The sequence below is a fragment of the Streptomyces sp. NPDC006134 genome (genome assembly GCF_040628835.1).
Taxonomy (GTDB): Bacteria; Actinomycetota; Actinomycetes; order Streptomycetales; family Streptomycetaceae; genus Streptomyces.
In genome coordinates, this window is the sequence record NZ_JBEXTV010000033.1 from 18,653 (window position 1) to 33,432 (window position 14,780).

The 14,780-nt window shown below is 73.2% G+C and carries 14 protein-coding genes; 6 read left to right on the forward strand and 8 right to left on the reverse strand.

The window, feature by feature from the left end:
- Window positions 1–5 precede the first annotated feature (5 nt).
- The 3 genes from argJ to ABZ340_RS21785 form a co-directional block, all read right to left on the reverse strand.
- Window positions 6–1,157: a bifunctional glutamate N-acetyltransferase/amino-acid acetyltransferase ArgJ gene (argJ, locus tag ABZ340_RS21775; RefSeq protein WP_358783449.1), complete on the reverse strand. Its 1,152-nt coding sequence runs from the start codon at window positions 1,155–1,157 to the stop codon at window positions 6–8.
- Window positions 1,154–2,182 (reverse strand): N-acetyl-gamma-glutamyl-phosphate reductase, encoded by a 1,029-nt coding sequence (argC, locus tag ABZ340_RS21780; RefSeq protein ID WP_358783450.1) that lies wholly within the window; start codon window positions 2,180–2,182, stop codon window positions 1,154–1,156. Before argC ends, argJ begins: the two co-directional genes overlap by 4 nt.
- A 352-nt stretch (window positions 2,183–2,534) precedes the next feature.
- Window positions 2,535–3,545, reverse strand: a complete 1,011-nt coding sequence (locus ABZ340_RS21785; protein WP_358783451.1) for a DUF5937 family protein — start codon at window positions 3,543–3,545, stop codon at window positions 2,535–2,537.
- 56 nt (window positions 3,546–3,601) lie between these two features.
- Here ABZ340_RS21785 and ABZ340_RS21790 point away from each other — a divergent pair, with 56 nt between their 5' ends.
- Window positions 3,602–4,882 (forward strand): MFS transporter, encoded by a 1,281-nt coding sequence (locus ABZ340_RS21790; protein ID WP_358783452.1) that lies wholly within the window; start codon window positions 3,602–3,604, stop codon window positions 4,880–4,882.
- 128 nt (window positions 4,883–5,010) lie between these two features.
- Here the strand turns inward: ABZ340_RS21790 and ABZ340_RS21795 are convergent, their stop codons facing one another.
- The gene (locus ABZ340_RS21795; RefSeq protein WP_358783453.1) at window positions 5,011–7,485 is read right to left on the reverse strand and encodes an alpha-L-arabinofuranosidase C-terminal domain-containing protein; all 2,475 of its coding nucleotides are present in this window, start codon (window positions 7,483–7,485) and stop codon (window positions 5,011–5,013) included.
- A 149-nt stretch (window positions 7,486–7,634) separates the two neighbouring features.
- On the opposite strand from ABZ340_RS21795, the gene ABZ340_RS21800 reads away from it, so the two are divergent.
- The gene (locus tag ABZ340_RS21800; protein WP_358783454.1) at window positions 7,635–8,126 is read left to right on the forward strand and encodes a DUF6314 family protein; all 492 of its coding nucleotides are present in this window, start codon (window positions 7,635–7,637) and stop codon (window positions 8,124–8,126) included.
- On the opposite strand, the gene ABZ340_RS21805 is transcribed toward ABZ340_RS21800, so the two are convergent.
- Both ABZ340_RS21805 and ABZ340_RS21810 read right to left on the reverse strand, forming a co-directional pair.
- Window positions 8,104–8,541 (reverse strand): GNAT family N-acetyltransferase, encoded by a 438-nt coding sequence (locus tag ABZ340_RS21805; protein WP_358783455.1) that lies wholly within the window; start codon window positions 8,539–8,541, stop codon window positions 8,104–8,106. The two genes, ABZ340_RS21800 and ABZ340_RS21805, sit on opposite strands and share 23 nt — an antisense overlap.
- Before the next feature lie 17 nt (window positions 8,542–8,558).
- Window positions 8,559–10,025 (reverse strand): PLP-dependent aminotransferase family protein, encoded by a 1,467-nt coding sequence (locus ABZ340_RS21810; protein ID WP_358783456.1) that lies wholly within the window; start codon window positions 10,023–10,025, stop codon window positions 8,559–8,561.
- On the opposite strand from ABZ340_RS21810, the gene ABZ340_RS21815 reads away from it, so the two are divergent.
- Both ABZ340_RS21815 and ABZ340_RS21820 read left to right on the forward strand, forming a co-directional pair.
- Window positions 10,024–10,986, forward strand: a complete 963-nt coding sequence (locus tag ABZ340_RS21815; protein ID WP_358783457.1) for a DMT family transporter — start codon at window positions 10,024–10,026, stop codon at window positions 10,984–10,986. The two genes, ABZ340_RS21810 and ABZ340_RS21815, sit on opposite strands and share 2 nt — an antisense overlap.
- A gap of 93 nt (window positions 10,987–11,079) precedes the next feature.
- Complete coding sequence (locus ABZ340_RS21820; protein ID WP_358783458.1) at window positions 11,080–11,298, forward strand: DUF1918 domain-containing protein; 219 nt, start codon at window positions 11,080–11,082, stop codon at window positions 11,296–11,298.
- Window positions 11,299–11,331: 33 nt separating this feature from the next.
- On the opposite strand, the gene ABZ340_RS21825 is transcribed toward ABZ340_RS21820, so the two are convergent.
- Window positions 11,332–12,558, reverse strand: coding sequence for a family 10 glycosylhydrolase (locus tag ABZ340_RS21825; RefSeq protein ID WP_358783459.1), 1,227 nt, complete (start codon window positions 12,556–12,558; stop codon window positions 11,332–11,334).
- A 181-nt stretch (window positions 12,559–12,739) separates the two neighbouring features.
- Here ABZ340_RS21825 and ABZ340_RS21830 point away from each other — a divergent pair, with 181 nt between their 5' ends.
- Both ABZ340_RS21830 and ABZ340_RS21835 read left to right on the forward strand, forming a co-directional pair.
- On the forward strand, window positions 12,740–13,612 hold the full coding sequence (locus ABZ340_RS21830; protein WP_358783460.1) for a 3-hydroxybutyryl-CoA dehydrogenase: 873 nt from the start codon (window positions 12,740–12,742) through the stop codon (window positions 13,610–13,612).
- Between the two features lie 236 nt (window positions 13,613–13,848).
- Window positions 13,849–14,106: a hypothetical protein gene (locus tag ABZ340_RS21835; protein WP_358783506.1), complete on the forward strand. Its 258-nt coding sequence runs from the start codon at window positions 13,849–13,851 to the stop codon at window positions 14,104–14,106.
- 40 nt (window positions 14,107–14,146) lie between these two features.
- Here ABZ340_RS21835 and ABZ340_RS21840 read toward each other — a convergent pair whose 3' ends face one another.
- Window positions 14,147–14,692 carry an NUDIX domain-containing protein gene (locus tag ABZ340_RS21840; protein WP_358783461.1) on the reverse strand — a complete coding sequence of 182 codons (546 nt, stop codon included), beginning with the start codon at window positions 14,690–14,692 and terminating at the stop codon, window positions 14,147–14,149.
- Window positions 14,693–14,780: the final 88 nt, after the last annotated feature.

Here is a 14,780-nt window from a genome sequence, read left to right on the forward strand (position 1 = left end):
GTCGCTCATGAGGAGTAGGCGCTGTTCTCGTGGACGTAGTCGGCGGTGAGGTCGTTGGTCCAGATGGTGGCGGTCTCGGTGCCGGCGGCGAGGTCGGCGACGATGTGGACCTCGCGGTAGCGCATGTCGACCTTGTCGCGGTCCTCGCCGACGGAGCCGTTCTTGCAGACCCAGACGCCGTTGATGGCGACGTTCAGCCGGTCGGGCTCGAAGGCGGCCTTGGTCGTGCCGATGGCGGAGAGCACCCGGCCCCAGTTGGGGTCCTCGCCGTGGAGGGCGCACTTGAGGAGGTTGTTGCGGGCGATGGAGCGGCCCACCTCGACGGCGTCGTCCTCGGTCGCGGCGCCCACGACCTCGACCTTGATGTCCTTGCTGGCGCCCTCGGCGTCGCCGATGAGCTGCCGGCCCAGGTCGTCGCAGACGGTCCGCACGGCCTCGGCGAACTCGGCGTATCCGGGGGTGATCCCGGAGGCGCCGGAGGCGAGCAGCAGCACGGTGTCGTTGGTGGACATGCAGCCGTCGGAATCGACGCGGTCGAAGGTGACCCTGGTGGCGGCGCGCAGCGCCTTGTCGAGGACGGCGCTGTCGAGGTCGGCGTCGGTGGTGATCACGACCAGCATGGTGGCCAGGCCCGGCGCGAGCATGCCGGCGCCCTTGGCCATGCCGCCGACGGTCCAGCCGTCCTTGGTGACCACGGACGTCTTGTGGACGGTGTCGGTGGTCTTGATGGCGATGGCGGCCTTCTCTCCGCCGTGCTCGGACAGCCGGGCGGCGGCGGTCTCGACGCCGGGCAGCAGCTTGTCCATCGGCAGCAGGACGCCGATGAGGCCGGTGGAGCAGACGGCGACCTCGCCGGCGCCGCAGCCGAGCACCTCGGCGGCCTTCTCGGCGGTGGCGTGGGTGTCCTGGAAGCCCTGCGGGCCGGTGCAGGCGTTGGCGCCACCGGAGTTGAGGACGACGGCCGCGAGCTGCCCGCTCTTGAGGACCTGCTCGGACCACAGGACGGGCGCGGCCTTGACGCGGTTGGAGGTGAAGACGCCCGCGGCGGCGCGGCGCGGCCCGTCGTTGACCACGAGGGCCAGGTCCGGGCTGCCGTTCTCCTTGATCCCGGCGGCGATGCCCGCCGCCCGGAACCCCTGTGCTGCCGTGACGCTCACGGTGCGACTCCGATCGTGGAAAGTCCGAGCTCCTCGGGGAGGCCGAGGGCGATGTTCATGCTCTGGACGGCACCGCCCGCGGTGCCCTTGGTCAGGTTGTCGATGGCGCTGACGGCGATGATGCGGCCCGCGGCCGCGTCGTGGGCGACCTGCACCTGAACGGCGTTGGAACCGTACACGGACGCGGTGGCGGGCCACTGCCCCTCGGGGAGCAGGTGGACGAAGGGCTCGTCGGCGAGGGCCTTCTCGTACGCGGCGCGCACGGAGTCCGCGGTGACGCCGTCGCGCGCCTTGGCGCTGCACGTGGCGAGGATGCCGCGGGGCATCGGCGCGAGGGTCGGCGTGAACGACACGGAGACGGGCTCGCCGGCCGCCGCGGAGAGGTTCTGGATCATCTCCGGGGTGTGCCGGTGGACGCCGCCGACGCCGTACGGCGACATCGAGCCCATGACCTCGCTGCCCAGCAGGTGGGGCTTGGGCGCCTTGCCCGCGCCGGAGGTGCCGGACGCGGCGACGATCACCGCCTCGGCCTCGGCCAGGCCCGCCGCGTAGGCCGGGAAGAGGGCGAGGGAGACGGCGGTCGGGTAGCAGCCGGGCACCGCGATGCGCTTGGACCCCTCCAGCGCGGCGCGGGCGCCCGGCAGTTCGGGCAGGCCGTAGGGCCAGGTGCCGGCGTGCGGGGAGCCGTAGAACCGCTCCCAGTCGGCCGCGTCCTTCAGCCGGAAGTCGGCGCCCATGTCGACGACCAGCACGTCCGGGCCGAGCCGCTCGGCGACGGCGGCGGACTGGCCGTGCGGCAGCGCCAGGAAGACGACGTCGTGTCCGGCGAGGGCCTCGGGGGTGGTCGGCTCCAGCACCCGTCCGGCCAGCGGCAGCAGGTGCGGCTGGAGCGCGCCCAGCCGCTGCCCCGCGTTGGAGTTGCCGGTCAGGGCGCCGATCTCGACCTCGGGGTGGGCCAGGAGCAGGCGCAGCAGTTCTCCGCCCGCGTATCCGCTCGCTCCGGCCACTGCCGCTCGTACCACCATGGAAACCCTCCTCCTGGATGGCATGACTATACGTATCGATGCACGTTTATGCAATACCGTACGGGGCCGGCCACCGCGGGCACCGTGCCCGGCCCGCCGAGGAGTGAAGACCGGTCGCACCCGACCCGGTCGGGCACGGAATGCCGGGTCCGGCGGGGCGCCCGCCGCCTGGCGTGGCGGTCGGGAAAGAGGAAGGAGACCGGGAGTACTGGAGCATCTGAACCAGGCCCTGGAGCACATCGAGCGCCGCCTCGGACGGCAGGCCGACGTGGCCGGGCCGGCGCGCGCCGCGGCCGGGCGCCTGCCGGCCTCTCCGGCCGGCCGAAGCGCCCGGCCGCGGCGCGTGCCGGTTTCACGCGGGGTCCGCGGGCGGCGGTGGCCCCGCGCCGGCGGCTTCCACCACGGTCTCCCCGGCCCGGGTGCGTGCGTAGAGCACCTCTCTGCCCGCCCGGTGGGCGCTGACCAGCCCGGCGTTGCGCAGGGCCGTCAGGTGCTGGGAGACGCCGCCGGGGGTCAGCCCGGTGCGGCGGGCGAGGCCGGTGGTCGAGGCGGGGGCGGTCAGCTCGGTCAGGAGGGTGGCCCGGGAGCGGCCGAGCACCGCCGCCAGAGCGTCGGACACGGTCGCGGGCCGCCGGTGCCAGAGCGTGCCGACCGCGCGGGGCGGATAACGCAGCGAGGGCTGCCACGGTTCGTCGAGCACGGAGAACACGCGCGGCCATACGAAGGCGGACGGCATCAGCAGCAGGCCCCGGCCGTCGAGCCGGCGCGCTCCACGCGCGCTGCGGTGCTCCAGGTGCAGCCTGCCCGCGGCCCAGGTGACCTGGGGATCGAGGTCCGCGAACAGGTGCTGGGCGCCGCCGTCGACCAGGCGGCCGGCGCGGTAGCGGATGTCGTCCTCCAGCAGGGTGAGGATGCGGGACCAGTACGGTTCCAGGGCCAGCTCCCAGTACGCCTCGATCACGTCGGCCAGCCGTCCGAGCCCGGCCGCCGGGTCGGCGCGCAGGGCCGCCATCCGCGCGGGCGGCACCTCGGCCGTCGTACGCAGCACTTCCGGCGGGGTGGCCCGGACCGTGGCCAGCTCCACGTCCAGGGACGGCAGCGGCGTGGTGGGCGGCGGGCAGAGGAATCCCGGTACCCGGCCGGCCCACGGCGAGCGGGTGGGCACCGGGACCAGGTCGAACAGCGGCCCGAGGTCGAGGTCCGCCGCCGCCAGCCGCGGGCGGACCTGTCCGGCCCAGGCGCGGTGCAGGCCGTGCCCGTCCGCGCCCTTGAGGACCCGGACGCTGCACACGACCTCCCATAACGGGGAGATCGCGAAGCGGGTACGGGCCACGTCCTCCAGACCGAGCTCTATTTCGATCATTCAGCCCAGGCTAAATGAATGGAGGTGGCGGCCCGTGATCGCCCACGGTGGCGCGCATGAACGAAAGACCCCGTTCCCCGTGGCGGCTGCGCGACTTCCGCGTGCTGTTCGCCGCCGGCGCCCTCAGCCATCTCGGCACCAACGTCGGCTACGTGGCGATCCCGCTGCTCGCCGTCACCGTCCTCGACGCGGGCCCCGGCCAGGCCGGTGCGCTGGCCGCGCTGTCCACCGCCGCCTTCCTCCTCATCGGTCTGCCCGCGGGCGCCTGGGTGGACCGCCTGCCCGGCCGCCGGGTGCTGGTGGCCGCCGACGCCGCCCGCGCCGTGCTGTTCGCCTCGGTCCCGCTCGCCTGGTGGCTGGACGTGCTGTCGCTGCCGCAGCTGTACGCGGTGGTGCTGCTGAACGGCTGCGCCACGGTCTTCTTCGAGGTCGGCTCGCAGAGCGTCCTGCCCGAACTGGTCGGCCGCGAGCGCCTCGTCCCGGCGAACGCCGCCCTGGTGAGCCTGATGGCCGGCGCCAACATCGCCGGCCGCGGCGCCGGCGGCTTCCTGGTCCAGCTCTTCACGGCGCCCCTGGCGATCCTCGGCGGCGCCGTCGCCTACCTGGCCTCCGCGGCCGGTCTGACGGGCATCGGCCGGCGAGGCGCTCCCGCCGTGGCCGCCGGCCGGCGCCGGCTGCGGACGGAGGTGGCCGAAGGGCTGCGTCACGTCCTCGGCAGCCGCGAACTGCGGGCGCTGGCGTTCACCGCGGCCCTCACCAACCTCGGCGTGCAGATGATCAATGCCGTGCTGCCGGTGCTGTTCACCCGCGAACTGCGCCTGCCCGCCGGGGCGCTCGGGACGTACTGGGCGGCCGGCGGCGTGGGCCTCCTGCTCGGCGCCGGTCTCGCCCGCCGCCTCGCCGGGCGCCTCGGCCACGGCCGCGCCCTGGGGCTGGCCGGACTCTGGTTCGCGCCCGCCGCGTTCGCCGTCGGGCTGATCGGTGACGGGCCGTGGCTGTGGGTGGCGGGCGCCGGGTGGCTGGCGGCCATGGCCAAGACGGGCATCGACAACGTCCTCGGCGTCACCCTGCGCCAGCACCTGACCCCGGACCCGCTGCTCGGCCGCATGAACGCCACCTTCCGGTTCCTGCTCACCGGTGCCCTGGCGGTCGGTTCCGCGCTCGGCGGTCTCGTCGGCCAGGTGGCGGGCGTACGCGTGGCCGTCTGGGCCGGGGCGATCTGCCTGGCGGGCGCCTTCCTGCCGGTCTTCTGCTCCCCCGTCCGCACGCTGCGGGAGCTTCCGGCGGCCACGACGCCGCCCCGCCGGACGCCGGGGGCGTCCCCGGCCGAGGCGTGAAGCGGAAAGCGACAGGGCGTCCGGGCCTGCCGCGGTGAACGCGGACGCCGGCCACGGTCCCCGGGGCCGGACGCGGCCCCTCCGCCCGGCCGCCGTGTCACCGCGGCGGCCGGGCGGGGGCGTAGGCGCTACCGCCGCGGAATCCGCAGGAACGTGACCGAGTTCGCCGGGAAGGTGTACGTGAACCGGTCCGACACACCGGAGAAGGTGGAGGTCACCGGGGTGACCGGCGTGTCCGTCTCGGTGTTGACCGCGTCCTGGTCGGCGGCCAGCGTGGTGACCTCGGCCCGGGAGGCGGTCCGCGCGCCGCCGAGGTCGATCGCCGTACGGGCCGCCGTGTCCTGGGCGTTGACGACCTTGACGATCAGCTCGCCGGTGCGCGCGTCCCGGGTGACGACCTGGCGGAACGGTTCGGCGGGCTTGTCGTCGGTGAAGCGGCCCCACTCCTGCCCGTCGAGGTAGAGGGTGACCTGGCGGCCCCGCACCTTGATGTCGATGTCGTAGGCGCGGCCCGTCTCGATCGACCCGGCCTTGGAGATCAGCGTCGACTTGCCGCCGTCCGAGGTCTGCTCGACGGCGGACTGGGTGTTGTTCCAGCCGCCGAGGTTCCACCAGTAGTGGTTGCCGGTGTCCTTGACGCCGAAGGCGACGAGGAAGCCCTCCTTGCCGGACTTCTTGGTGGCCTTCACGTGCAGGTCGTAGTCCTTCCAGGCCGGGTCGCCCGCGGTGACCAGGGTGTTCTCGGCGGCGGCGTCCGTCTGGACGTACTGGCCGTCCTGGACGCTCCAGCTGCCGCCGCCCACGTGCTTCCACCGCGAGGCGTCACCGGAGAAGTCGTCGCTCAGCAGCGTCGAGCCGTCCGCGGCGGTGACCTTCACGTCGTCGTACGCGGCGCTGGTCGCCCACGTCGACAGGCCCACGGCGCCGCTGATGGGGCCGCTGACGTCCGGCGTGCCGGACGCCTTCGACGGGACGACCCGGTCGCCGGTGTTGGTCATGAACAGCTTCTGGACCTCGTAGTTGGCCGAGCCCCAGGACGCGCGGTTGTTGAACCAGATCATGTCGGGCCGCCACTGGACGTAGTCCTCGTTGGCGAGCAGCGGGGCGTAGGAGGCGAGCTTGACGACGTCCGCGTTGCGCTCCAGGCCGGTCATGAACGCGGCCTCGGCGAGGGCGTTCTTCCAGGCGTTGCCCTGGGAGGCGTACTCGCCGAGGAAGACCTTGGGGCCGCCGCGGTCGTAGGAGTCGTAGCGGTCGTTGTTCTGGAGGAACCACTGGGGGCTGTTGTAGTAGTGCTCGTCGACCATGTCGACCTTGCCCTCGCGGTTCAGCTTCCAGGCTGTGTCGAAGACCGTGCCGGAGTCGTCGGGGCCGGAGTTGGAGACGACGGTGATGTCCGGGTACTTCGCCTCGATGGCGGCGCGGAACTTCTGGAAGCGGGCGAAGAACTCGTCCGGGAGGTTCTCCTCGTTGCCGACGCCGATGTGGGTGAGGTGGAAGGGCCTCGGGTGGCCCATCTCGGCGCGGACCTTGCCCCAGGTGGAGGTCGCCGGGCCGTTGGCGAACTCGATGAGGTCGAGGGTGTCCTGGATGTGCCGCTTCAGCAGTGCCTCGTCGTCGGTGGCCTTGTTCTGGCCGCAGCCGGTCACCAGGGCGGGGACGACGGGCAGCGGCATGGCGCCGATGTCCTCGGCGAAGCGGAAGTACTCGTAGTAGCCGAGGCCGTAGCTCTGGTTGTAGCCCCAGAAGTTGGCGTTGGTGGCGCGCTGCTCGACGGGGCCGATGGTGTCCTTCCACTGGTAGGCGCGCTTGCGCTCCCAGCCGCTGGCCTCGCTGTAGTCCTTCATGGAGCCGGTGTTGACCAGGCAGCCGCCGGGGAAGCGGAGGAAGCCCGGGCGCAGGGCCTCGATCTTCTCGGCGAGGTCCTTGCGCAGGCCGTTCGGCTGGTTCTTGTAGGTGTCGCGCGGGAAGAGCGAGACCATGTCCAGGGCCGCGGCGTGCGTGGTGGCGACGGCGAGCCGGCCGCGGTTGCTGGTGCGGGTCGCGGTGAAGGTGGCCTCGTACCGGGCCCAGCCGCCCTTCACCGCCACCTGCCGGGCGGTGGCCAGGGCGCCCGCGGCGTCCTGGAGGGCGACGGTGAGGGTGGTGCCGCCCTCGGCGCGGGCCCACACCGAGAAGTCGTACTTCTTGCCCTGCTCGACGCGGATGCCGGTGTTGTAACCGGAGTTGGTGGCGGAGGAGCCGGCGCCGAGGGAGAGGTAGGTGCGGTTGCGCTCGTTGAGGCGGCCGGAGTCGTTGCGGGCCTCGGCCGTGCCGGTGACCGTCCAGGACGTCAGCGGGGTGTAGGAGGCGTTGTCGGCGGGCGCGTACTCGAAGGACCGGTTCTGCACCAGCTCGGCGTAGAGGCCGCCGTCGGCGGCCCGGTTGATGTCCTCGAAGAAGACGCCGTACATCGTGTCGTCGATGGCCGCGCCCCGGGCGGCAGGGTCGACGGTGATCGTGTAGTCGGTGACGTCCCCGGCGTGCGCGGGGACGGGCAGCAGGGCCGTTGCCGTCAGGAGGGCGGTGACGCCGAGACCGAGTCTCCAGCGTGTGCGTGACATGAGTACTCCGCGGCTCTAGAGGAGGAGTTGTTCGATATATCAAACGTCGGTCAGCACTTCGAACGGCAAGATAGGGAGGGGGCGCACAGGCGTCAATGGGTCGCGCGGCAATGGATGTGCGCGCGGGCGCGGAGGGAGAGCGGGACCGGATGGACGGGGAGCGGGACGGGGCGGGCGGATTCCGGCCGGTGCCGGACGTGCTGGCGTACCTCGCGGGTCGGTGGCGCACGACGCGGTCGGCGCGGGACCTGGCGAGCGGGGACGACGGCCGCTTCGAGGGCGTCACCGTGTTCTCCCCGCTGGCCGGCGGCGGTCTGCTCAGCCACGAGAGCGGCACGTTCACCTGGCGGGACGTGTCCCGCCCCGCCGAGCGGACGCTGCGCTTCCTGCCGGGGTCCGCGCCGGGCACGGCGGACGTGCGCTTCGCGGACGGCCGCCCCTTCCACGGCCTGGATCTGGCCACCGGGCACCATGTCGCGGAGCACCCCTGCGCGGCGGACCTCTACCGCGGCGAGTTCACCGTCCGGGGCGCGGACCGGTGGCGGACGGTGTGGCGCGTGGGCGGGCCGGCCAAGGACCTGGTGCTCGTCACCGACTACACGCGGGCGCAGGAGCCCGTCACTCGAACGCCAGGGCCATGAACTGGTCCGGCCGTTCCAGCGCGGTGAAACCGGCCTTCGCGTAGACGCCGTGCGCGTCGTGCGTGGCGAGCAGGACGCGCCGCAGCCCGCAGGGCCGCAGATGCTCGCGCACGGCCGCCGCCAGCGCCGTACCGATCCCCTTGCCGCGCGCCGCGGGGTCGACGTACACGTCGCACAGCCAGGCGAAGGTGGTCCGGTCGGTCACCACCCGGGCGTACGCCACCTGCTGCCCCGACGCCACGTCGTACACCCCGAAGTTGAGCGAGGCCGCGATCGCCCGGTCCTGCTTGTCCCGGTCGCGGCCGAGCGCCCAGTACGCGTCGGTGGACAGCCACCGGTGCACACGCCCGGCGTCGATCCGGTCGGGGTCGGTGGAGATCTCGTAGCCCTCGGGGAGACCCGGCGTCTCGGTCATGGCCGGATCCTGGCAGCTCAGACCCCCTGTGTCGAACGGTTTCCCGGCCCCGGACAGACCTCGTCGCAGGCCGCGCGCAACCGGCGCACCCCTTCCGAGATCTCCCCGGTGCCCGCCACCGCCGCGAAGCTCAGCCGGACGTGGCCCGCCGGAGGCTCGGCGCTGAAGTACGGGCGGCCCGCGGAGACCGCCACGCCCGCGCGCAGGGCCGCCGCCGCCAGAACGGACTCGTGGGCACCGTCGGGCAGGCGCAGCCACAGGTGGTAGCCGCCGGACGGGATGTGCGGCAGGGCGAGGCCGGGCAGGTGCGCGCGCAGCGCGGACGTCATCGCCTCCCGGCGGACCCTCAGCTCGGCGGAGACGGCCCGCAGATGGCGCGGCCAGGCGGGCGAGCCGACCAGTTCGAGCGCCGCCTCCTGCAGGGGCCGGGGCACGAAGAAGGTGTCGACGACCTGGATCGCGCGCAGCCGCTCCAGCACCGGCCCGCGCGCGGCCAGGGCGCTCACCCGGAAGCTGGGCGAGGTCGCCTTGGTCAGCGAGCAGACGTGGACGACCACGCCGTCGGGGTCGTCGGCGGCGAGCGGGCGCGGCAGCGGCCCCGCGTCCTCGTGCACCAGCCGCCGCACGAAGTCGTCCTCGACGACGAAGGCACCGGCCTCGCGCGCGATGCGCAGCACCTCGCCGCGCCGCTCGGGGGCGAGGACGGCGCCGGTGGGGTTCTGGAACAGCGGCTGGCAGACGAAGACGCGGGCGCCGCTCGCCCGGAAGGCGTCGGCGAGCAGGTCCGGCTTCACCCCGTCCGCGTCGACGGGGACCGGCACCGGGCGCAGTCCGGCGGCGCGGGCGATCGCCAGCATGCCGGGGTAGGTGGGGGACTCGACGAGGACGGGGGCGCCGGGCGGGGCCAGCGCCCGCAGGGCCGTGGTCAGCGCGGACTGGCCGCCGGAGGTGACCAGGATCTCCGCGGCGGTGACGGTTCCGCCGATGCTGCGCGCGAACCACTCCCGCAGCTCCGGCAGCCCCTCCACGGGCGGCCGGCCCCAGGCGCCGGGCCGCCGCCCCGCCCGGGACAGCGCCGCCGCCATCGCCCGCTCCGGCTGCAGCGAGGGGTGCAGATAGCCGCCGGTGAACTCGATGACGCCGGCGGACGGGACGGCCAGCGTGGCCATGACCCCGGAGGCGTCCACGGAGCGCGGGACGGGATCGGCGGTGGCGTCGGCGCTGAGGGCGACCTCCTGCCAGGAGGTGTCCCCGGCGGGCGCGGCGGGCCGGCGGGGCCGCGCGCGGAACGCCCCGGCGCCGGGCCGGGTCACCACCAGCCCCTCGGCGGCCAGCTGCGCGAGGGCCCGCGAGACGGTCACGGGACTCACCCGGAACCGTTCGACGAGGGCGCGACTCGACGGGAGCTTTCCACCCGGCGAGTAGCGGTCCAGTTCCCGTCGCAGCCGTTCCGCCAGCTCATCGACACTGCTACGCTCTTGCATGAGAGCACACAGTAGCGCTACTACGGCCACGACGATAGCGGTCGGCAGCGAGCCGGCCGGTGCTGAACCGGTGGGCGGCAAGCCGGCCGACAGCGAGCCGGTCCGCCCCGGCTTCGGCACCCTCCAGGCCGCCCTGGGCGTCACCGCCTTCTCCCTCACCTTCCCCGCCACCGCCTGGGGACTGGAGGGCTTCGGGCCCTGGTCCCTGGTCGCCGTGCGCAGCGTCCTCGCGGCACTGATCGCCGGAGCCTGCCTGCTCTTCCTGCGCGTCCCGCTGCCCGACCGCCGCCACCGGGCGGGCCTCGCGGTCGTCGGCGCGGGCGTGGTGCTCGGCTTCCCGCTGCTGACCACGCTCGCCCTGCAGACGTCGACCACCGCGCACGCCGCCGTCGTCGTCGGCCTGCTCCCCCTGACCACCGCCCTGCTGTCCGCCCTGCGCGTCGGCACCCGCCCCTCGCGCACCTTCTGGATCGCGGCGCTGGCCGGGGCCGCCGCGGTGATCGCCTTCACCGTGCAGCAGAGCGGAGGCGCGCTGACCACCGCCGACGCCTACCTCTTCGCGGCGCTGCTGGTGTGCGCGGCCGGCTACACCGAGGGCGGCCGGCTGGCCCGGGTCATGCCGGGCTGGCAGGTCATCGGCTGGGCGCTGGTGCTGTGCCTGCCGCTCGCCGTGCCGGCGACCGCGGTGGCCCTCGCGTACGAGCCCGTGCACCTGACCGCGCACAGCGTGACCGGTGTGCTGTGGCTGGCGGCGGGCTCGCAGTTCGTCGGCCTCGTCGTCTGGTACCGGGGCATGGCGGCCATCGGCATCCCCAAGGCCAGCCAGTTGCAGCTGGCCCAGCCCCTGCTCACACTGGTGTGGTCGGTGCTGCTCCTGGGCGAGCACCTGACGGTGGCCGCCCCGCTGACGGCCGCGGCGGTGCTCGTGTGCATCGCCGTCACACAGCGGGCGCGAGGCTGAGCGGCGCGTGCGCGCGGGTACGCGTCCGGCCCCCGCGCCGTAGACTCGAGGCCACGGACCGCTGCTCCCGCACATGGTGAGGAGGCCCCGCAGATGCGTGCAACCGTGGGCGACCGGCTTGTCCAGCACGGCAGGGTGGTCGGTCAGCACGACAAGGTCGCCGAGATCGTCGAAGTCATGGGCCAGGAGGGCAATCCTCCGTACCGCGTCCGGTTCGAGGACGGGCACGAGGCCGTCTGCTCCCCCGGCCCCGACTCCGAGATCCGCCACAAGGAGACCCACATCCAGCAGTACCAGCCGTACCAGCAGTAGGAGACCGCGAGGGATCGCGGGGGACCACGGGGATCAGCGCGGGGGGCCGGCCGGCTGCCCGTAGTGGTCGGCGGCCACCCGCGCCATCGCCCCGATCCGGTCCGCCGCCACGTCCTTGGCGGCGAAGAACACGTGCCCGCGCACCTGCGCGTACTCCCCGGCCAGCGTCAGGTGGCGGGACAGCTCGGCCGCGTCCTGCCAGGCGGCGGGCTGCGCCGGGTCGCCGGCCTTGTACAGCGCCTCCCCCACGTACAGCTGGGTCCGGCTGCCCCGCGCCACCTCGGCCCACCACGGCACCAGCTTCGCGTAGTCGGCGGCGGCCAGGCCGATGTTCCAGTAGAGCTGCGGCACGACGTAGTCGATCCAGCCCTCGCGCACCCACGTACGGGTGTCGGCGTACAGGTCGTCGTACGTCTGCACGCCCGCCCGCGTGTCCGAGCCGCGCGCGTCGGTGGCGGCGTTGCGCCACACCCCGAACGGGCTGATCCCGAACCGGGTCGTGGGCCGGATCTCCTTCACCCGGGCCGCCGTCTCCCGCACCAGCCGGTCGATGTTGTCCCGGCGCCAGTCGGCCCGGCTGCCGAAGGCGCCGCCGTGGGCGGCCCAGGCGGCGTCGTCGTCGAAGGTCTGGCCCGCCACCGGATAGGGGTAGAAGTAGTCGTCGAAGTGGACGGCGTCGACGTCGTACTTGGCCACCGCGTCCAGCATCGCGTCCTCGACGAAGGCGCGGACCTCGGGCAGCCCGGGGTTGTAGTAGAGCTTCCCGCCGTACGGCACCACCCACTCCGGGTGCTCGCGGGCCGGGTGGCCGGCCGCCAGCCGCCCCGGATCGGCGTGGTTGGCGACGCGGTACGGGTTGAACCAGGCGTGCAGCTCCAGACCGCGGGCGTGCGCCTCCGCCACCGCCGTGCCCAGCGGGTCCCAGCCCGGGTCCTTGCCCTGGGTGCCGGTCAGGTACTGCGACCACGGCTCGTACGGCGACGGCCACAGCGCGTCGGCCGTCGGCCGCACCTGGAAGACCACCGTGTTCAGGCGGCAGCGCACCGCCGTGTCCAGGTGGGCGATCAGCTCGGCGCGCTGCGCGGACGCGCTCAGCCCCGCCTTGGACGGCCAGTCGCGGTTGGCCACGGTCGCCAGCCACATGCCCCGCATCTCGGTGATCACCCGGCGCCGCCGCCCGGGCGCCGCCGCCGCGGAGGGCACCATCGTGAGGGCCGACAACGCGGCCACCGCGAACGCCCGACGTGACACTCGGCTCATTCGGCTCATGGGAAGACCCCCACAACACTGCGGATCCGCACGGTCACGGATCGTCTCGGCGCTCCAGCATGCCCGACCCGGGCGCCCGATCGGCGGCACTCCACAGGTAACGTGCACGATCGGAGCAGGCGCCGGGGACCCCGGGAACCTGCCACAGCCACAGATCAGCGAAAGGGACGATGTGACCGGCATCTCGGGAGATATCGCACGCGTCGGCGTGGTCGGCTGCGGTCAGATGGGAGCGGGCATCGCCGAGGTGTGCGCCCGCGCCGGCCTGGACGTGAAGGTGGCGGAGACCACCGGCGAGGCCCTGGAGATCGGCCGTACCCGGGTGTTCAACTCCCTGGCCAAGGCCGCCGAACGCGGCAAGATCACCGAGGAGGAGCGGGACGCGACGCAGGCGCGGCTGAGCTTCACCACCGACCTCGGCGAGTTCGCCGACCGTGACCTGGTGATCGAGGCCGTCGTCGAGAACGAGCAGGTCAAGACCGAGATCTTCCAGGTGCTCGACCAGATCGTGGTCCGCCCGGACGCGATCCTGGCCTCCAACACCTCCTCCATCCCGCTGGTGAAGCTGGCCGTCGCCACCTCCCGGCCGGACCACGTCGTCGGCATCCACTTCTTCAACCCGGCCCCGGTGCAGAAGCTGGTCGAGCTGATCCCCGCCCTCACCACCTCCGAGGGCACGCTCAGCCGGGCGCAGCTGTTCGCCGAGAAGGTGCTCGGCAAGCACGCGATCCGCGCCCAGGACCGCTCCGGGTTCGTGGTGAACGCGCTGCTGATCCCCTACCTGCTCTCCGCGATCCGGATGTTCGAGTCGGGCATCGCCAGCCGCGAGGACATCGACAACGGCATGGAGCTGGGCTGCGCCCACCCGATGGGCCCGCTGAAGCTGGCCGACCTGATCGGCCTGGACACGGTCGCCTCGGTCGCCCACAGCATGTACGAGGAGTACAAGGAGCCCCTGTACGCCGCTCCCCCGCTGCTCCAGCGCATGGTCGACGCCGGGCGGCTGGGCCGGAAGTCCGGCTCCGGCTTCTACACCTACGGCTGAGAGACCTCAGCTACAGCCGAGAGACCTCCGGCCGACTACGCACGGTCAGTTTTCGGCCAGTCACGGGCCCGGCACCGGAAAGGGTGCCGGGCCCGCGGCATTCACACACCGTGTGCGCGCCGGGCCCGCATATGCCCTGCGCACACGCTCCCCAGGCGCCCACCAGGACGGTTGACTCGCTCTGCGCAGGCAAGGGATGTGATTCCCCTATGGAGCACTACGGAAAGGAGTGGATCGTGACCATCGATCCCGAGCATCCGGTCGTCCACGGCGAACTCGCAGAGTTACGGCGCCGCCTCGACGTGGCGTACGCCCGCGTCGAAGGCGGACTGGCCCTGCTGCGTCACCGCACCGAGGAGACCGCCAAGGAACTGGATGAGCTGAACACCCGGGTCACCGGCCTGGAGCGCGCCCGCTGGCCGCTGCCCGCGGTCACCGTCCTCACGGCCGTGGGCGCGCTCGTCGTGGCGCTCTGGCAGGCGTTCGGCCGCTAGCCGGAGGGCCGGACCGGAGAACACCGGGGTCCGGGGGGGATCAGGGCATGACGTCCTGTCCGAGCCTGAGGTGGTGCAGCAGGAGTAACGCGGCCGCCATGTTGGCGGCCGGGACCTCCCCGCGGGCGACCAGGTCGGGGACGACCTTCAGGGGCACCCACTCCCTGCGGTCCGACTCGAAGTCGTCCACGGGGTGCCCGACGTACTCGGCCTCGTCGGCCCAGTAGACGTGGTGCCGGGCGTCGGTGAGCCCGTTGGACGGCTCCACGCTCATCAGGTGCCGCAGGGGTCCCGGCCGCCAGCCGGTCTCCTCCTCCAGTTCCCTGGCCGCCGCCGCGGCGATGTCCTCGCCGTCCTCGACGACGCCCGCGGCGAGTTCCCAGCCCCAGCTGTCGGTGATGAAGCGGTGCCGCCACAGCAGCAGGACCTCGTTGGCCTCGTTCACCACCGTGGCCACGGCGACGGGCCGCAGCCTGATCAGGAAGTGGTCGAGATGCCGGCCGTCCGGCAGCTCGACATCCGCGAGGTTGACGCTGAACCAGCGGTTTGCGTACACGATTTGTTCGTTCTGTTTCGTCCACTGCACGGTTCTGCCACCTTCCGCCGAGTAGATGGCAATATCGCAGCCATAGCGGTGTGGCAGCAGGCGCACGGCGACCGCTCAGGGCGCAGCG